Origin of the sequence: Siminovitchia terrae, assembly GCF_003605405.2 — a bacterium.
Classification (GTDB): Bacteria; Bacillota; Bacilli; order Bacillales; family Bacillaceae_C; genus Siminovitchia; species Siminovitchia terrae.
The window spans coordinates 77,291-96,766 of the sequence record NZ_QYTW02000003.1 but is presented as its reverse complement, the minus strand read 5'-3'; the positions used below and the strand labels follow the sequence as shown (position 1 = coordinate 96,766).

Annotated in this window: 20 protein-coding genes; 18 read left to right on the top strand and 2 right to left on the bottom strand. The window is 38.1% G+C overall.

Translation table 11 applies throughout. The annotated features are described in order from the left end of the window. The first annotated feature begins 197 nt into the window (after window positions 1–197). Window positions 198–1,181, top strand: a complete 984-nt coding sequence (locus tag D5F11_RS04850) for an MBL fold metallo-hydrolase (RefSeq protein WP_120116109.1) — start codon at window positions 198–200, stop codon at window positions 1,179–1,181. 31 nt (window positions 1,182–1,212) lie between these two features. Next, a complete protein-coding gene (locus D5F11_RS04845; RefSeq protein ID WP_120116110.1) occupies window positions 1,213–1,590 on the top strand; it encodes a hotdog domain-containing protein in 378 nt (125 codons plus the stop codon). Between the two features lie 213 nt (window positions 1,591–1,803). Here D5F11_RS04845 and D5F11_RS04840 read toward each other — a convergent pair whose 3' ends face one another. After that, window positions 1,804–2,295 (bottom strand): hypothetical protein, encoded by a 492-nt coding sequence (locus D5F11_RS04840; protein WP_120116111.1) that lies wholly within the window; start codon window positions 2,293–2,295, stop codon window positions 1,804–1,806. Between the two features lie 2 nt (window positions 2,296–2,297). Then, window positions 2,298–3,053, bottom strand: a complete 756-nt coding sequence (locus D5F11_RS04835) for a MerR family transcriptional regulator (RefSeq protein ID WP_185830511.1) — start codon at window positions 3,051–3,053, stop codon at window positions 2,298–2,300. A gap of 345 nt (window positions 3,054–3,398) precedes the next feature. Here D5F11_RS04835 and D5F11_RS25970 point away from each other — a divergent pair, with 345 nt between their 5' ends. The 16 genes from D5F11_RS25970 to D5F11_RS04770 all read left to right on the top strand — a co-directional run bounded on the left by D5F11_RS25970 (window position 3,399) and on the right by D5F11_RS04770 (window position 19,008). Then, on the top strand, window positions 3,399–3,539 hold the full coding sequence (locus tag D5F11_RS25970; RefSeq protein ID WP_185830510.1) for a hypothetical protein: 141 nt from the start codon (window positions 3,399–3,401) through the stop codon (window positions 3,537–3,539). 14 nt (window positions 3,540–3,553) lie between these two features. Continuing rightward, entirely contained in the window at window positions 3,554–4,375 is an 822-nt protein-coding gene (locus D5F11_RS04830; RefSeq protein WP_120116113.1) for an aminoglycoside adenylyltransferase domain-containing protein, read from the top strand. A 57-nt stretch (window positions 4,376–4,432) separates the two neighbouring features. Next, window positions 4,433–4,609 carry a hypothetical protein gene (locus D5F11_RS25965; RefSeq protein ID WP_185830509.1) on the top strand — a complete coding sequence of 59 codons (177 nt, stop codon included), beginning with the start codon at window positions 4,433–4,435 and terminating at the stop codon, window positions 4,607–4,609. A gap of 165 nt (window positions 4,610–4,774) precedes the next feature. Further along, entirely contained in the window at window positions 4,775–4,996 is a 222-nt protein-coding gene (locus tag D5F11_RS04825; RefSeq protein ID WP_120116114.1) for a heterocycloanthracin/sonorensin family bacteriocin, read from the top strand. Between the two features lie 669 nt (window positions 4,997–5,665). Continuing rightward, the gene (locus tag D5F11_RS04820) at window positions 5,666–7,621 is read left to right on the top strand and encodes a putative thiazole-containing bacteriocin maturation protein (RefSeq protein WP_120116115.1); all 1,956 of its coding nucleotides are present in this window, start codon (window positions 5,666–5,668) and stop codon (window positions 7,619–7,621) included. Continuing rightward, window positions 7,621–9,561, top strand: a complete 1,941-nt coding sequence (locus D5F11_RS04815; RefSeq protein WP_120116116.1) for a TOMM precursor leader peptide-binding protein — start codon at window positions 7,621–7,623, stop codon at window positions 9,559–9,561. Before D5F11_RS04820 ends, D5F11_RS04815 begins: the two co-directional genes overlap by 1 nt. 22 nt (window positions 9,562–9,583) lie before the next feature. Beyond that, a complete protein-coding gene (locus D5F11_RS04810; protein WP_120116117.1) occupies window positions 9,584–11,146 on the top strand; it encodes a SagB family peptide dehydrogenase in 1,563 nt (520 codons plus the stop codon). Between the two features lie 762 nt (window positions 11,147–11,908). After that, entirely contained in the window at window positions 11,909–12,607 is a 699-nt protein-coding gene (locus D5F11_RS04805) for a response regulator transcription factor (RefSeq protein ID WP_120116119.1), read from the top strand. Next, window positions 12,608–13,543, top strand: a complete 936-nt coding sequence (locus tag D5F11_RS04800) for a sensor histidine kinase (RefSeq protein WP_120116120.1) — start codon at window positions 12,608–12,610, stop codon at window positions 13,541–13,543. A gap of 96 nt (window positions 13,544–13,639) precedes the next feature. Beyond that, entirely contained in the window at window positions 13,640–14,563 is a 924-nt protein-coding gene (locus tag D5F11_RS04795; protein ID WP_120116121.1) for an ABC transporter ATP-binding protein, read from the top strand. Between the two features lie 92 nt (window positions 14,564–14,655). Further along, complete coding sequence (locus tag D5F11_RS25960; RefSeq protein WP_185830508.1) at window positions 14,656–14,829, top strand: hypothetical protein; 174 nt, start codon at window positions 14,656–14,658, stop codon at window positions 14,827–14,829. Further along, entirely contained in the window at window positions 14,817–15,515 is a 699-nt protein-coding gene (locus D5F11_RS04790) for an ABC transporter permease (protein ID WP_185830507.1), read from the top strand. The genes D5F11_RS25960 and D5F11_RS04790 overlap by 13 nt, the downstream gene beginning before the upstream one ends. A gap of 530 nt (window positions 15,516–16,045) precedes the next feature. Beyond that, window positions 16,046–16,807, top strand: a complete 762-nt coding sequence (locus tag D5F11_RS04780) for an ANT(4')-I family aminoglycoside nucleotidyltransferase (protein WP_120116124.1) — start codon at window positions 16,046–16,048, stop codon at window positions 16,805–16,807. Window positions 16,808–17,423: 616 nt separating this feature from the next. Then, entirely contained in the window at window positions 17,424–17,576 is a 153-nt protein-coding gene (locus D5F11_RS25955; protein WP_185830506.1) for a hypothetical protein, read from the top strand. A gap of 396 nt (window positions 17,577–17,972) precedes the next feature. Further along, complete coding sequence (locus tag D5F11_RS04775; protein WP_120116125.1) at window positions 17,973–18,479, top strand: hypothetical protein; 507 nt, start codon at window positions 17,973–17,975, stop codon at window positions 18,477–18,479. A gap of 22 nt (window positions 18,480–18,501) precedes the next feature. Continuing rightward, entirely contained in the window at window positions 18,502–19,008 is a 507-nt protein-coding gene (locus tag D5F11_RS04770) for a hypothetical protein (protein WP_120116126.1), read from the top strand. Window positions 19,009–19,476: the final 468 nt, after the last annotated feature.

Genomic DNA, 19,476 nt, shown 5'->3' with positions numbered 1-19,476 from the left:
GATGAACAGACGCTTGAGTTATCTTCATGTTATCGAAACCACTGGAGCATTTTTTTTAGACTAAATGAAGGCTTCATCAAATAACTCCAGATTAACATGTAATTCAAGGGTTATTGATGGAGACTCTATCAACAATATAATTGAGTGAACGTTCGAATCGTCATTGTTTATTCAATGAATTTATGGAGGAATATCTTATGAAAAAATCCAGTATTATTTTTTTTGAAAGAAAATTTCCAAGTGCAAACATGATCCTTATTAAGGATCAACTCCCGATCCTTATTGATACTGGTTTTGGAAGTGATGCGAAAGATACAGAGCAATTAATTAAAGAGGTAGGTGTATCACCAGAAGAATTACACCTTATTGTGAACACTCACTATCATAGTGATCATGTAGGAGGCAATTTCAAACTTCAAAAAAATTATGGTGTTACGATTGCTGCTCATAAATGGGAAGCCGATTTAATTAATTATTGTGACCCTGAAGCCTGTTGTGCAGAGTGGTTAGATCAACCTGTAGAACCTTATCGAGTCGATACAAAACTCTCAGATAACGATGAGATTAATACAGGAAGTAAAACCTTGAAAGTCTTGCATACACCAGGACATACGTTAGGGCATCTTTCTTTATATGAACCTACCGAAGAGATATTAATCTGCGGGGATCTTTTTCACAAGAATGATATCGGATGGTTAAATATCTTTCGAGAGGGTGTCTCATCTCTCCAACGATCTATTGAAAGTTTAGATCGATTGTCTACGCTTCGGATTCAACAGGCATATTCAGGACATGGACCTCAAATGGAGGATCCTTTGGCTGCTATTGATGCGGCAAGGGAAAGATTTGAAAAGTGGTTAAAAATGCCGGAAAAAATTTCATGGCATGCCTGTAAGAGGATTTTTGCATTCACATTAATCATTAAAAACGGATTGGCAAAAGAAGAAATCGATAACTACCTATTAAAGTGTGGTTGGTTCCAAGATTTTGCACGTTACTCTTTCCAGCTTCAACCTGAAGAATTTATTCAGATCCTGCTCGACGAAATGATTCGTTCCGGAGCAGCTAGCTGGCACAATAATCTTTTAATCGCCACGACCCCATACATAGCACCGCAACAGAAATGGATGAATAGGACCATAAAGCCGATAGAATGGGAACCTCAAGATTTTCTCAAATAATACAGTATAAAACCTTCAAGGAGAGATTTATATGTCATTAAAAGTAGGAGATATAATTTTGTTTGAACGAACTTTTTCTGTGAGAGATGTTGGATTATTTACAGAAATTTCAGGTGATAAAGGGAATCATCATATTATCCCAGATGAACAGGGGAGACTTGTAATTCAAGGGTTATTGACGGCAACTCTACCAACAAAAGTAGGTGGAGATAATAACATACTAGCTCGAACTATGAATTTTGAGTTTTTAAGGCCTGTGTTTACGGGAGATACAATAATTTGTGAAGTTAAAATTGAAAAATACGAAAGGCAAAAAAACAATAGAACAGCCATTTCTGCGTCCTTTTCTTGTGAAAATCAGAATGAAAAAGAAGTATTAAAAGGGAATTTTTCAGGTGTTATATTTTAAACGGTAAGCGTTAAATAAACCCAAATAAATTAAAAATGAGGATTAAGCTATAATTTAACTTCATTCAGCAGAAGTCTCCCACTTCTGTAAGTGGTGAGATGAATGTATGTTGGTATTCCATTCAGCGGGGGTTCAAACCTCGGCTGAATAAAGTTAAAGCTACAATTAAAACTTAAAGAGGAAATAATTAAGAAAAAATATAAAGCTCTATTTTTATTTTTTTACCCATAGAGGTCCTGTCATATACCAAATAACAGTAACAATAGCGAATCCAGGTAATGCTTCAAAAGTATTATAAGGTTTGCCTTTGAGGTAGAGTATAATATAAAAAATAGCCATAACTACTAGGTAAATGAATACTGCAAGTACCCATTTTTTAAAGTAAAACATTTCATATTTGTAGTCTTTTTTCTTGTTTGTTTTAACTTTATTAATTTTATTATCCACCCATTTAATAATCGTTTCGCCAAACGCTAATGTTATACCTAAATAAAGTCCAGATAAACTATGACTATAATTAAAAGGTTCGCCTATTAATAATGATACAATATTAAAAATAATTAGTAGAAAATCGTCTATAGGTATGAGGATTAAGAAAAATGCTCCAAGCTTTGGCATTTTGGTAATGGATCTGAAGAAAACGCCAAGAACTGCAAACACCCAGAATAAGATTTCGCAAATAATTATTAGTGTTAGTATAGGCATTTTTAATGCCTCCTATCATCAAATTTTACTAGTATCTGATTGACATAATTGAAAAACGATTGGTTAAAGGGAATAACTTTAGCCTCTTTTGATGCGCTTTCTTCTAATACATCGAAATACTTTTTTTCTAAATTATAGTTGTAATTAAATAGTGGAGGTACGACCTTAAGGTATTTTGTATATATTTGTTTTTCTAGTAAATCATTTGACTTTGAGATACCGCGACCAATCATTTGTAAGAGTTCTTTCATGTCTCTATTAACAGCAGTAGGGTCATCTAAATTAGGAAGTCCTTTTAATATTTCTATTTCTTCGGCACTAAAATTTTGAATTGGAAAAGTACTTTCTTTATTTATATCATTATGCGTTATATATTCTAAAAGTCTTTGTATATCAAAAGAAATCATTGTAGGATTTAATTCTATTCCATTTTTAAGTCTTAATAGTTTATTCTTTCTATTCATTAATTTTGCAACTTCTTTATCTATAACTGAGATTTCTAGATTTATGGCATTTTCTAAACGGTGGTTTGTATTTTTAGATCTAATACCTTCTAACATGCCTTTTATTTGATCGAGACTCATTCCCATTTTTTTTAAACTTATAATAATTTGTAAATCAATCAAATGAGCGTCATCATAATGTCTGTAGTTTGTCTTATGATTAACATTGGGTATAAGTAAATTAATTTCATGATAATATCGCAATGTACGCTGCGAAATATTAAATCTTTTGCTTACTTCTGAAATTGTATACAAACTAATCACCTCATTAATATCTTGACATTAACGTTGGCGTTAAAGTCAAGATATTAATGAGGTGGGGTCAATGAATAACAAACAAAAATTTCTTTGATAGTTCATCTAGCGTTTATATAATAAAGGAAAGATGTGAATTTGAAATAGGGAAAAATAAATCAGAAGCAGAGTCAAAAGAGATTAGTGATGATGAAATAGATAACGTTTGGTACGTTATAATGTTAAAAATGAGTAATCAAATAATCTGATAGAAAGAACTTATCACTCTTTTTATGTTTGAGTGGGTGTGGATTTAACTTCATTCAGCAGAAGTCTCCGACTTCTGTAAGTGGTGAGATGAGCATATTGTTATTCCATTCAGTGGGGGTTCAACCCCGGCTGAATAAAGTTAAAGCCTCCGGCGGTTGCCACAGATTTTCAGAGGAAATTGATCGAGCGGAGCTCAATCAATTCTGGATGCAAATACGCCAAGGCGCATTTGATTAAATAGGAGTTATTTTATGGATTCAAGAGTTCCAATCTCAGTTCAAAATATTTTAAGGGATTATATTGCGTTATTTAACGAACGAATTCCTAATACGCTTGAAGGATTATATTTACACGGTTCAATTGCTCTTAATGCTTATATTAATGGCTCTAGTGATATTGATTTCATTGCAATTGTTAACCGCCAATTAACTGAAGCAGAGATAAAAGCATTATCTAACTCTCATCGAGAGTTAAAAAATAAATATAAAAAAACAGGAATGGACGGATGCTATCTTCTTTGGGAAGACATAGGTAAGAAGCCGACTGAAACAAAAAAATGTTTATATGTAAATGAAGGAAAAGTACGTTGGAGTAATCATGAGATTAACCCGATTACTTGGTGGATTCTGAAAAACAAAGGAATCGGTATTATTGGTCCTAATATTACCTCATTCCACTTTGATGTTGATGAGAGTGATCTGGCTAATTACGTACTAACCAATATGAATACCTATTGGTTCAATCGAATGAATACTTTAAAAAAATTCAAAAGAATAGCACCTCTATTACCAAATAAATTTTTAGATCAGGAATTACAGTGGTCCATTACCGGGATGTTACGCCAATTCTATACACTTAGAGAACATGAGATCATTTCAAAAGTAGAAGCAGGTAAATATGCAATCAATCATATGCCAGAAATATGGCATAACATCATTAAAGAAGTGATTAGCATTTCAGAAGGGTTAGATATACGTTACTATAATTCCAAGAAACACAGGATTAATGACACCATACAATGTATGAACTACATACTTAATTATTGCAATAAGATGTATAAAAATCAGAACTAAAAAAGAGCAATTTTAACTCCATTCAGCAGAAGTTCTCCCACTTCTGTAAGTGGTGAGATGAAAGCATATTGGTATTCCATTCAGTGGGGGTTCAAACCTCGGCTGAATAAAGTTAAAGCCTCCGGCGGATGCCACAGAATTTCAGAGGAAATTAATCGAGCGGAGCTCGATAAAATCTGGGCGCAGATACGCCAAGGTGCATTTGATATAAGTACTTCCTGTAACGTTCTATAATACAACGTGAAATAGGCTCTTACATCAGTAACAACAACCTAAAACCAACATATTTTGTTGAGGAGAGTAGAAGTTTTTAATAATGGGAAACCGAAAATTATTTCAATTCAACTCTCTTGTCTGGTGTGGTTTACCCTGATTATTAAATAGAAAGGGGAGGTACAAATGCATTTTCAAAACGAATTACAGGGATTAGCAATGGGTAATTACCATGTTGGTGAATTAATTCCTATGACTTATCACAGCCAAGTTCCGCTTCAGTTTGACAGTAGGCAATGTGGTCGTTGTGGCGGTTGTTTCCGTTGTGGCGGTTTTCGCTGTGGTGGTTGTTTTGGCCTTGGTTGCTTTGGTTTTGGCTTTGGCTGTTTTGGAGGATTCTTTATTTAGGTCAAAAGAAAAAATGGTTATTTTATGAAAAGAAATTGCCTCTGCACGATTTGGTGCAAGGCATTTCTTTTCTGGGGTGTATGGGAAACTAAAAATTTTACTACTGTGGATAATTTCTCCCTGTCTAGCTCTAGCGCTCAGCATCGGCTCCGACGGACAGGACGTCCTAGTGCACCGAAGCCACAGGATGTGCCGGTCTGAGGCGGCCTTCGTCACCGTGTTGTCTGGCCGACGCAAATGGATGTGCTAGTGCAAGCGAAGCGACAGGATGTAGCGTCCTGAGCCTGTCGGCTCGAGGTCATAAGTCAATCGCTTCTGAAGGCAAACTACGACTTCTTCAACGCTTGCCTTATGCTTGTCGCCGATAAGCAGGCACTCTCGCACTTCCTTATTCTCTATCTCGTCAGAGGCACTCCAGTTTGTATATCGCTAAACGAGCGCTTCCACTTTTCTTATTGTCCAGCTCCGGGTTCCAGCGACTAGCAGCCTTCGCACCTCTTCCTACGATAAGTCTCCTTTGTCCCCGTGTTTCCTTTATCTCGTCGGAGTCACTCCAGTCTATACGTCGCTAATCGTCGCCCTCCACTTTTCCTTTATCATACTGGACAACTAAAAGTACATAAAATGATAATGCACAATTCGTAAAGATTAGGAATAAGGAGGAGCTGAATGTCAAAACTTAACTCGTCCACACGTCTAAAGGTTAATAGGGATACATTTTTCCTCCCTGATTCTAAGGGTGGTGTGTATTTTCGAAATAATTTAAGTTCATTTCGGATGGAAGGAAATACAATTTATCAGTGGATTGAGAAGTTGATACCGATGTTTGATGGGGAGAAAACTTTGGGAGAATTGACAGAAGGACTAACAGTACCGTATCGGAACAGGGTTTATGAGATCGGAGAAACGCTATACAAGAATGGCTTTGTTCGGGATGTAAGCAAAGATACTCCCCATCAATTAAATAGTTCCGTTCTTGAAAAATATGCTTCGCAGATTGAATTTATAGAGAATTTTGTGGAATCTGGTGCGTATCGTTTTCAAAAATACCGTCAAGCTAAAGTTCTGGCTGTTGGCTCGGGCCCCTTGCTAGTTTCATTGGTTTCAGCGTTATTCGAATCAGGGCTGCCTAAAATAAATGTCTTGGTAACAGATTCCATTCCTACAAGTCGGTTGCGGTTGAACGAACTAGTGCAGAATGCCAGCAAGACGGATTCCGATGTAGAGTTAGCGGAGGTGCAATTTCAAAAAGAGGCGGGAAGGAGCTTCTGGAAAGAGGCTGTGCAGCCCTATGATTGGATTATGTACGTTTCGCAGGATGGAAATGTAAATGAACTAAGGGCGCTTAACCAAGTTTGCAAAGAGGAAAGTAAGTCATTTATCCCCGCTATATGCATACAGCAAGTGGGGCTCTCTGGTCCATTATTTCATCCGGAATCGGAAGGGTGCTGGGAGTCCGCATGGAGCCGAATCCACCGATCTGCATTGCAGACAGAACAGCGGCCGCCGCTATTCTCTTCAACACCGGGATCAATTCTTGCGAATGTCACTGTATTTGAGCTTTTCAAGCATGTTACAGGAATTGGGGATTCAAACCAGAGTAATCAAATTTACCTGCTTGATCTTGATACGCTGGAAGGTGATTGGTTATCATTCATCACACATCCGTTGGTTACATCTAGAGGTTTAACGCCCAAACTTGTTGAAGATCTTGATGTAAGGCTCAAACAGGAACCGGTCAGAGATAACCCGACGCTTAACCTTTTGGAACATTTCAGTCGATTAACTTCCGAAAAGACTGGCATTTTCCATACATGGGAGGAACGAAGTCTGTCACAGCTTCCACTTGCACAGTGCTCTGTTCAAGCGGTTAATCCAATGTCTGAGGGACCGGCCGAGCTCCTGTCAGAAGTTGTCTGTGCCGGCCTAACACATGAAGAAGCAAAAAGAGATGCGGGCCTAACAGGGATTGAAATGTATGTTTCACAAATGATCGATTCGTTGGAATTCAAAAAACAGAATGATCAGGTTAGCGTGAACATAACCGAGGGATTTATAGGTATCGGAGCAGGAGAAACAATCGAAGAGGCAGTTTGTCGAGGGCTGCAAGTTTATTTAAATGAAGAATTGAGAAAAAGAAAAAGTGATCAACGGGATACGATATTTCATATGCAAATAGGATCAATAAAAGATAGGTCATGCAGATTTTATTTAAATGCCCTGACTACCTTGAACGGTTCCCCAACAATTGGCTTGAAAGAGGATATATCAGGCTTTCCCGTGATAGGCGTAAGAACGAATGGCCGTTGGTATTCAAGTGTAGGTTTAAATACGACATTAGCCTTGCAAAATGCACTGAAACAAGCGCTTTTGGATTCTCAAAGCCAGGAGAATTCCATCATGAGGAAAGAGATGGAGTCAGCGGTTTTTCTTAAAAAAATGGAAAGCAAACTCGATATCCCTTCTTCTAATGAATTGTCGCAATCTGAGCTATTGCAATCTTCCATTCAGGTCTTGAACCAAAACAACAAACGGTTATTAGTTTATGATCTTACATTCGAACCTTTTTTAAAACAGGAAATGGCAGGGGTGTTTGGTGTACAGGTACGAGAGGAGGGATTCTGATGGCTGCCCATATTCTAATTGACGGACAGGGGTTATTAGCGGATTTTGTCTACGAACAATTGTCTGAAAACTTCATCGTAAAGCGTCAAAGCATAGTAGAAAAGGTTCCCGAAGATACAAAAATAGCTCTGGTTCTGCACGATGCCTGGCATCCATCGGTTCATCAAAAAGCGGAAGAAAGATTCCGAGCCATAGGTATCCCGTGGCTTCGAGGTTTCGTTTTGTTTGGGGAAGGAATCATTGGTCCATTCGTACACCCAGATATACCTGGATGTTCTCGCTGTGCTGATCTACGGCGCATGATAGCTGGAGCCGATAGCCGAGAAATGTGGGAGTTTCAGATGAGAATGGCAGCAGAAGAAAGTGCGAGGCAAGATGCATGGACATCACGGACTGGCCTATCGCATATGGCAACTTTGATATGTAACGAAGTGCAGAGGTTTTTACAAAGACAACCGAGCAGCTTGGAAGAAAAGGTCTTCATTACTAACCTGAGAACGTTAACGAACTCTAGTCACCTTTTCTTGCCTGACCCACTGTGCCCGATCTGTAGTCATTTGCCTGATGACACATCGGAAAGTGCTCAAATTCGCTTAGAATCTAGTCCTAAAATTACTGCTGGTCGCTATCGCTGCCGTTCGATGGATGAATTAAAAGCAGTGTTAGTCAAAGATTACCTCGATGAGCGTACTGGTGTCATGAATGGGAAAGTACAGGATTTCACGCTGCCATTTGCAGATGTTATAGTCAACATGCCGCTGTTTGGAGCGGATGAGGGAGTAGCAGGAAGGTCCAATTCTTATGAAATGAGTGAGCTGACTGCAATCTTAGAAGGTCTGGAGCGATATTGTGGGCTCGGGCCCCGAGGAAAAAGGACGATAGTACGTGATAGTTATCGTCAATTAGAGAATCAAGCACTAAATCCTACAAGGGTAGGTTTACATGATAAGGAGCAATATGAAAAGCCTCATTTTCCGTTTAAACCGTTTTATCCTGATGCCCCAATGAATTGGGTCTGGGGCTACTCGTTTTTACACGAACGTCCTATTCTGGTTCCGGAGTTACTCGCCTATTACAGTTTGGGCTATGGAGAAGGCTTTGTTTATGAAACTTCAAATGGATGTGCATTGGGGGGGAGTTTGGAGGAAGCCATATTCCATGCCATTATGGAGGTCGTCGAACGAGACTCATTCTTGTTAACCTGGTATGCTCAGCTCCCACTTCCGCGCATTGACCTCAGCTCTGCCGGTGACAAGGATTTACAGCTGATGGTCGATCGGGTGCGTGAGGTGGCGGGATATGACCTTCATTTTTATAATTCGACGATGGAACATGGGATTACGAGCGTTTGGGGAGTGGCAAAAAACAGAAGATCAAAGGGGTTAAACCTCATTTGTGCAGCCGGAGCTAGCCCTGATCCTGTAAGGGCTGTAAAAAGCACGATTTACGAACTCGCAGGAATGATGTCTAGGCATGACGAAAAACTGGAGGAAAATCGGCAGAAATATGAAAGGATGCTGCAGGATCCGTTCGCTGTGCGCACCATGGAAGACCATGGCCTGCTGTACGGTCTCCCGGAAGCTGAGGAACGACTAAATTTTTTATTGGATGATCATCGTCCTTTACGTACATTTGCTGAGGAATTCAAGCAGCCGCCGAGAAATAACGATTTAAAGGATGATCTCCAGGATATTCTCAACAGGTTTCGCCGATTAAACCTTGAAGTTATTGTGGTTGACCAAACAACACCAATAACCGAACGGAACGGGTTATTCTGTGTAAAGGTATTGATTCCTGGAATGTTGCCGATGACATTTGGGCATCATCTAACCCGTGTGAAAGGGCTGGAGAGGGTCCTAAGGGTACCAATGCAACTAGGATTTATGAAGGCGCCGTTATCGTATGAACAGCTAAATCCAAATCCCCATCCATTCCCATAATGGTAGAGTAGGAGGCTGAAGAGTGGAGCTGGAAACGTTTCTGCACCATCTGCATTTTGACACGGAAAAAGTCTCTCCGCCGGATTGGCAGGTGGATTGGGAAGACGCACCGCTGCCCTATAAACTGTACCGGGGATTACCAGAGATTCCGCTTACCGCAGATGTGCCCTTGACACTTGAGAGAAGGGGAGAACATTTAAAGCCTGGACTAGAGGAGCTTGGTCATTTCCTATGGTATGTATACGGGCTTACTCAATACTCTCAATCCGCTTTTTATGAGGGAAAAGCCCAGTCGATACGGAGGTTTGTTCCCTCTGGAGGGGCACTGTACCCTAATGAATTGTACGTGTATATAAAGCTGGAAGAAGCTCCAGAGGGAATTTACCATTACGATGTTGCACATCACCGCCTTATATTAGTGCGCGAAGGAAATTACGATTTCTACTTATCCAGAAGTCTGGAAAATGGTCATCATATTCCAAATTGTTTTTGCACCGTTTTTGTCTCGACGGTTTTTTGGAAAAATTTCTATAAATACAATAATTTTTCCTACAGGCTCCAAGGGCTGGATGCAGGTGTGTTAATTGGCCAGTCGTTAGAAGTGGCCAATAGGATGGGGTTCTCTTCGTGGGTATGCTACCAATTTCTTGATCGGGCAATCAATCATTTGCTTGGGCTAACCGATCAGGATGAAAGTGTATATGCGGTGATCCCATTATCTATGAATCAGTTGAACAATTATGTTGACAACAATCATCACAGAGAAAAAGATGCCTCTGCCTCTGAATTGTGCCGGGAAGTGCCATTATTAAAGCATGTTACTTATAACCGTTCGAAGAGAGTCATTGATTATCCGATGCTGAGAAAAATTAATAAAGCTTCAATGATTGAAACAACGAAGTCATTTGTGAAAACTAGGAAAAATAATAGTCGGGAACATTCCTTGGGTACGGAGATGATCTTGCTGCCGTTTACGGAGAGCTTTTCGTACGATCTCGCATCCGTTTGCAGGAAGCGGCATTCACCTGAAATCGATTTTATGATAGGGAAAGTGAGTCAAACACAACTATCCACTTTATTGAAAGAAACACTTTCTTTCTCATATCAGAATGACCTTGATGAAACGAATGGGAATATTGAGACTCGTGTTTCTTTGTATGGCAGTTTTTATAACGTAGAGGGAGTTCCAGATGGTGCCTACTCTTATGACAATAGCGCTCATACACTTCGAAAGATAAACCAAGGGGATCACCGGGAGTTTTTACAAAATGGATTAACAATACCTAATGTGAATCTGTATCAAGTTCCGCTTTGTTTGCATGTCGTTGGCGAAAGGGGTCACTTCAGAGAAGAATGGGGGTATAGAGGATATCGCATTCAACAGATGGAAGCAGGCATCCTCGTGCAACGCCTGCTCTTGATGTCGAATGCTTTAGGGATGGGAGGGCATCCACTGCTAGGGTTTGATGCGAACCATTGTGATGAACTTTACAGGATTGATTCGAAAGGAAAAACCTGCTTGATCCAAATCCCGGTAGGTCCATACCGTCCACGCGCCTGGTTAAAAGGTAGTTTGCATAGCTAGAAAGGGACTAGAGTAGAATGTTGTTATCTGGGGCACGCGTCCCCCCCTCCCAATGTTTTAATACTACGGTTCTTTTAATTATAACACCGCTTTTTAGGGCTTTGCCCCTATTTCAAAAACTCAGCGAGAGTTTTCATACTTTCCCAATGCTGTTGCATTAAAGGAAATGACAAAAGATACGTTGGTACTATAATGACATTCCTCATAAAAATGAACGGCCCTTAAATAAACATAATGTTTCAAACCCGAAGGTTCTTCTTGTTTGTTCTCCGACATGCCTTCGGTTTTTTTTATGGGAAAATAGGTAGGAATCCTATCGGTTTTATTAATCCAATATCCATTCTTCCTTTGTCCGGTAAGTTTCAAGACCTTTTCTCTTGTGTTCAGTATTTTTCCAAATATTTTAGGGTGGGAAAAGAAGAAATAGAATCGGAGGTCATCCGATCATCATTCTAAAAGGAACGTAATTATATCAAAAACCATACAAGTAGGTAAAATGATCCATTTTACAAATATTATATAGTATGGTAGTTTCACTATGATTCCTTCTGAAGAAATAAATACGATAATCAATAAAAATAGCCCGCCGAGTGCTGACAGTATGCAATGTGTACCCATAGAGCAAATTATTATTAAATTATATTGATATTATAAAACCGAACTAGTGATTGTATGAAACGAAACGATGCTATTGATTGAATTTGGAAATTAAGAATATAAAAGTATTATATAAAAGTATTACAGGAAAGGCGTTGCTTTTGGATGCAGAAAACTATTTTACTTGTTGAAGACGATCCGGCTATTAGTAATATGGTAAAAACATATTTAAATAATGAGGCTTTTCATGTTAAATGTGTTTTTGATGGAGAGGAAGCAGTGAATGCCTTTAAGCATGAGCATTATGATTTGGTTTTATTAGACCTAATGTTGCCAAAGTTAAATGGTATGGACTTTCTTCAAATGGTTCGGACTAAGAGTTACATTCCCGTCATTATTATGTCAGCAAAAGATAGCGAAGTGGATAAAGCACTAGGACTTGGTTTAGGAGCAGATGATTATATCACTAAACCATTTTCAATGGTTGAGCTTGCGGCAAGAGTGAAAGCAGCTATAAGAAGATCCACGCAGTACATAGTTCCTCAAATAGAACGAAATACAACAATAATCAAAGTTCATGAGATTGAATTGGACACGGAGAATCATTGTGCGACAAAGAACGGCATTGAGATCAACTTAACATCAAAGGAATGGAAGATTCTTTGTTTGTTTTTTGAAAATCAAAAGAAAGTTTTTACAAAAGAGCAGATTTATCGTTCCGTCTGGGAGGACGATTACTATGGTGATGAAAATATTATTAATGTTCACATAAGCCGACTAAGAGAAAAAATCGAGGATACCCCATCGAAACCAGCCTATATCAAAACAATATGGGGGATCGGGTACAAGCTGGGAGATTTTTAAATGACTACTATATTAAGCTGTGTCATAATTGCCCTTCTTATTTGTATAATCTATCAATATCAATCAAAGAAGGCAAGAAACAAGAATCTCGCTTATATAACAAATAAACTTGGACAGATGAAAGCCTCACAATCAAGTGAGAGAATTCTCATCGTCACAGATGATAGGCAACTTATCGAAATGCTAGATCAGTTAAATCAAATGGTTGATGATTATCAAGAAAATGTACGTCAGTATAAAAAAATGAAAGCCTCTATGAAACGGATGCTGGCGAATGTCTCCCATGATCTTAAAACACCGCTAACAGTGATCGCAGGCTATATTGAAATGCTTCAGAACCAGCCTCACATTAATGAACAAGAAAGAGTCCGCTTGCTGCAACAAGTACAAAGTAAGACATTAGAACTCATTACGTTAATGAATACATTTTTTGACTTGGCTAAGTTAGAATCCGGTGATAAAGGTATTCCGCTTGAAAAAGTTAATCTAACTGAGATTTGTAAAAATAATATCCTATTGTTCTATGAATGGATCCAAATCAAAGGGTTGGAAGTGGTCATTGAGATACCAGAAAATCCCGTTTTTGCTCTCGGCAATGAGGAAGCTTTAAACCGGGTATTAAATAACTTGATTTCAAATGGTCTGCGCTATGGTGCGGATGGCAAGATGATCGGTTTAAAGGTGTTTCATGATGAAACGAGGGTCTATGTCGAAGTTTTCGATAAAGGAAAAGGAATTAATGAAACTGAACAGGAGCGTGTATTTGAACGTATGTTCACGCTTGAAGAATCAAGAAATAAATCCTTCCAGGGAAGTGGTCTAGGTTTAACTATTACAAAAAGACTGGTTGAAGAAATGCAAGGAGACATTTCCATACAATCCATTCCATTTGAAAAAACGTCATTTACATTTTCATTGAAACGACTTAATAAGTAGCGCACAGTTTTCTTAAGATTTTCGTAAGAATTAAGACAGAAAAAAGCAAGGGCTGCTTGCTAGACTGAAACCAGTTAGAAAACAAGGAGGGGCATCATGGACTATGTTGTACAGACAAGAAATCTAACAAAAACTTTCCAAGGGCATAATGCTGTATCGAATGTAACGATGAATATTAAACAAGGTGAGATTTATGGATTTCTTGGACCGAATGGTTCAGGTAAATCAACAATTATGAAGATGTTAACTAATATGATTAAGCCATCACATGGAGAGATCACCATCTTCGGAAAACCACTCAAACATGATTCTTTCGAATACTTGAAGAGAATAGGCAGTATGATCGAATACCCGATTTTTTATGAGAAAATGACTGCGCGCGAAAATTTAGAGCTGCATTGTGCTTATATGGGATACCATAGCAAGCAGGCGATTCATGATGCTTTGGATCGGGTTGGGCTTGAAAATGTTGAGAATAAGCTGCCCAAAGAACTTTCACTAGGGATGAGACAGCGTCTTTGTGTTGCCAGAGCGATCATCACAAAGCCGGAATTCTTGATTCTAGATGAGCCCATTAATGGACTGGATCCTGCAGGGATTAAGGCTATGAGAAAATTATTCAAGATGCTTAATCAAGAATACGGTATGACCTTGCTCCTTTCCAGCCACATTATTGGTGAGATTGAGCAGATCGCAGACACGATCGGTGTCATTAAAGGCGGTAAACTGATGGAGGAGGCGTCTATGGATTCGATAAAGGAGAGTAATACAGAGTACATAGAATTGGTGACGAGCAATCAAAGAAAAGCGGCTATGGTGCTGCATGATAAATTAGGTATTAATAACTTTAAGGTGGTTGATGATCAAACCATTCGCATCTATGCTACAGAAGTGCCTCAATCTTCTATTTCTAAGACATTAATACTTGAAGATATCAATATTGAGTCTATTGATAAAAAACGGACAACATTAGAAGAGTATTTCATCAAAAAAGTTGAGTTAGATCAGGTCGTTAGTTAACTTTTGGCTAAAGAGAACAAGTATCAATGGTAACATATTAACTTCATTCAGCAGAAGTCTCTCACTTCTGTAAGTGGTGAGATGAATGCATATTGGTATTCCATTCAGTGGGGGGGTTCAAACCCTGGCTGAATAAAGTTAAAGCCTCCGGCGGATGCCACAGATTTTCTGAGGAAATTTATCGAGCGGAGCTCGATAAAATCTGGGCGCAAATACGCCAAGGCGCATTTGATAAGTCAAGGAGTCGATTATTTTGTTTCATTTAATAAGACTTGAATCAAAAAAGAATAAGTTAGGATGGTTTGTCAAAGGTGCTATTCTTGCAAATATATTTATTCTGGGTTTATTATGTATGATTTCTGTAATTGAAAAAAGTGAAGGCACCGAAATGATGAAAGATGTGACAGGAATTTTTACGATAAGTGGAGCAAGTGTTAGAGGTGTTTTTATCGTATTTGCCGCAGTACTTATTTCAAAAATGATTATTCAGGAGTTTAAGAATCGAACGATTCACATCATGTTTTCCTACCCAATCAATCGTAAAAAAATCCTTAGCGCAAAATTGATTCTTATTGTTTGTATGACATTCATTGCAATGACAATTTCTCATATAGTGGTGATGATTGGTTTTATTGGATTGAATCAAATCTTTCACTTTACTTCTACAATCAGTTTAACTCCAAGCGATTTTTTTGCGGGGATAATAAAAGTAATCATGTTTAGCCTGACGACTGCAGTAGCAGCACTCGTACCGCTATATTTCGGGATGAGGAAATATTCGACACCAGCAACGATTATTTCTTCACTTTTAATCGTTAGTGTGACAAGCCAATCGATGGGTCCGAATTTTTCATTGGCTAATATTATTTACATTCCGCTGGCCTTGGCAGTAATTGCTCTTGGTATTGTTGCGTTTACTATTCGGAATATTGAACGTATTGAATTGAATTAAGTTCTGGTTGTTCGGTAGTCGGATGCCTTTTTGGACATTACGATGGGATTGATTCAAAAACTGTTTGAATCGATGAATAAAGGAGCAAAAGGAATGAAAATAGGAATTATATCAGAACTGATATTGGGTATACTAGTGTTAATAATAAGTTTTGTCTCATTGTTTATAAGTAGACGTAAGGGCACTGAAAATAAATGGGCAAGGTGGGTAATTCTATTTGGGTGCTGTGCTATTATAACAGCTATCGTTAACACGTTTGCTTTTCTTTAACCCCCCCAATTTGTATAATCGAGAAAGAGATATTACAAATACGGATGCCACAGATTTTCAGAGGAATTTTATCAAGTGGAGCTCGATAAAATCTGGGCGCAAATACGCCAAGGCGCATTTGATAATCAATAAATTGTATTTAATTTTATGAGAGGTGTTATTAAATGACAGCAGATAAAGTCCCCCGTTAAGCCCGTGGTCCTCCCTGACCATTTATATATTATCTCATTCAATATTTCTATTAAAAAGGAGATACGTATATGATTGGTCCAAGAAAAGTTACAAGAGAAGAGAGAATAAAAATTGCTTTTATGATAGCAAATCAATTATTAGAAAAATATGGTTCAGAGGTTAAAGCTATTGGTATCTATGGTTCTTTAGCTAGAAAAACAGATGGTCCATTTTCAGATATTGAAATTAAATGTATTTTAAATTCTTTAGAAGATGGTTATTGCTATGAATGGACATCAGGTGATTGGAAAGCAGAGGTAAACGTGGATAGTGCAGAAGATATTGTAGAAGAGGCTACTACAGTAGAAGATGATTGGCCGCTTACTCATGGACAATTTTTCTCTATACTACCAATTTATGATCCCGAAGAATTTTTCCAAGAGCTCAGACAAAAAGCAAGTTCTGTGGATAATACAATTTTTAAAGAAGCGATTTGTAAAACTTTAGTTGAGGAAATGTACGAATATATTGGTAAATTGAGAAATATAGAAATTCAAGGCCCGGAAACATTCTTACCTACCTTGGCTATAAAAATAGCAACTACAGGTGCGATGATTTTAGGCTTACACAACAAACGATATTTTACGACATCTACTCAAGTATTACCCGAGGCCATAGCTTTTACAGATAAGCCAGAAGGATTTGATGCACTTTGCAAAATGGTGATGTCAGGTCATCTGTATGACTCTAAAAAAATACTTGATGTATGTGAAAACTTTTGGAATGGTTTATGGGACTGGTCTAAAGAGAATGGTTATATTATTCATTATTCTAATTGTGTACCATTTTGACTCTTCTAGAGATAGAATGTTCCTAACCATTCTTTTTATTGCTAAGTAACCTGTTTCTTATCAAACTTTTTTTAAAAGTTAACTCTATTTTGATGAATCTTTATTCAAAATGAAGTTTGTTGCAACTTGGAAATAAAGTTTGAGTAAAAAAGTATGGCTATCTCCTGTTGAAAAGTCGGTAACCAGAAGAGAGAAAAGAGGAGAAAAAAGAGACGGGAGCACATCATTATTAATTAAGTTTTTAAAATCCAAAACCAATAACAATTCGGGCTGGATCCAATATGGATTCAGTCTTTTTCTTTTTACCGATTAATTCTTCATTCTCTTGCCGGTACTAGACTTGTGTTACTTCTAATCGCTTTATAATTATTTTCTCCACTCATAAATCCGCAGGATTTCACTCTCTATTCAGTTTATTTCCTAACTGTAATCAAGTCCAAGAAATGATACATCTCCATTCTAATCTCTAATATTTTTTCTCGGGAAGACTATATAACAGCTGAAATAATAGGGAAAGTCGGTTTTAGCATTGGGAAAGAAGGAATGGAGAGGGACTTGGGAAAATAGCACTTTTTAACTTCATTCAGCAGAAGTCCTTCTGTAAGTGGTGAGTTGAATGCATATTGGTATTCCATTCAGTGGGGGCAACCCCCGGCTGAATAAAGTCAAAGCCTCAGGCGGATGCCACAGATTTTCAGAGGAAATTTATCGAGCGGGGCTCGATAAAATCTGGGCGCAAATACGCCAAGGCGCATTTGATTCGGATTAAATACTTTAAATATCGATACTTTGTTCAATTCTTTTATACACCTTACCCTAAGGGCAAAGTCAACGGCAAAGATATTGGTGCATCTATAGTTAGGCAATCAATAAATCAGGCTTGTACCTGATTTTCAGGTATGTATCCAAGGCAATGGATACGCCGAAATTGTCTTTCATCCTTCTTAACGCGCCAAAAAGTACCGGTTTTACGGATTGGCTTTTTTCCTGAGGACGGGCTCCTTAAGATTCCAAAATCGACAATATATAAAGACTTTCCCTTCGGAGAAAACGTTGCTTGAATAGGCCTAATCACAATTATAAATTTCAAGTATCTTAGTACATAATATAAATTTTCAAGGATCCCAGTACATAGTTATAGATTACAAAGAGGAGGGACAAATCAATGACAATTACCTTCAAGGGTATGGATTCCGGTCAAACAGATTCTTATCTTGAAGCCATTCATGCAGCCTTAGAGAAAGGGATGGCTGCAAAAGAAGTAGTGTGTTCCATTACTACAGGATTTCGAGTTATTCCATCCATGCGGGCTGCACCGGGATTGAATCCATACCATGCTTCTGTTGCAGATATCGGTTATGGTTTTGATGCGGTACAAGGAACGATTCATCGGATTCGACAAGGTGAATCCTTATCTTTAGTAAAGGAAATGCTGGTGTTCGACCTTGATACACTTGGTATCAGCCTAAAACAATTAAGCCCTAATTTTGAACTGGCTGTAAAAAGAGCAAATCCCGATGTTTTTTATCTGGTTGAGCAAAGCCGCTATTTAAATCATCAAATTGGGGAAAGAATCAAAGAAGCGATCAGACTCGGTCGGACTCTACTGGGTCCTGAATGGGAAACCATACGTAAACGGATCGAGAATATACAAGCTATTCCACGCTTGTAAGGGCATAAAGGGGGAATGAAAAATGTCAAATTCACAATACATGAAATTAAGCGCGGAGGAGCAGCATCATTTGTTGGATTGGTGGCAAACAATGGAGTCGGCTAAACTTATAGTACAGCGTTTAGTATCTTTAGTGAGTGAATTTCGGTTAAATCCGGAATCAAGTCATGCAGATGGAATGATTCTTTTTTATCGGGCTGTTTCCGAGATTTCATATGGTTATGCAGGTGTAAGAGGTGGTGTTCGCCGTGCGTTTACAAAGGAATATAGCAAAGCCCTTCAGATCAATATGGTAATGTGTCTTAGCTTCGTCCCTAAATTTTCAGTTGATGCGAAGGTTCTTCTCGAACGAATTGCCAAGCAAGTCACTGGACCAAGCGCCCTTCAACTAATACAGCGGATAAGAGAGGTATTACTAGAAAATGATGAAATCATAAATGAATTAGAGAAAAAAGCTCAAAGCATTTTTAGCACTGATACCTTTAAGGACATTCAAGCAAAAATGATGAAGGATATGACTATGGAATAGAAAGAAGCACCTGCTTTAAAACTTAAAGAACCCGATCTTGTTTGTGACATTAAAATCATGTATATATATTTGGAATGAAGTTCCCTTCATTGAATACATTTAGATAGAATTTTTTCAAGGAGAAACACATTACACGAATAGCATCCTGTTTAGAAATTATAAGTAGGGGGATTAAATCATGATTCGGAATGGATATTCGCAAAATTTAAACAATAGAATAGATCCTGTACTATTTGTGAGTGTTCCATAGAGAATCATGGCTAATCATACGAAATTTATTGGACTATTCTTGATCCATCAGAAAGAAATTAGAAATATCAATGACATCTAGAATGTTTCATAAAATAACTTGTACGTAAGTTTCGTCTTTTCACTGTACTACGATGTTGATTCCTTCAACAAATTGGATTCTAAAAACCAAACCCAATATAAAGAAAGACGTCCGGCGCGGGTCCGAACGTCTTCTAT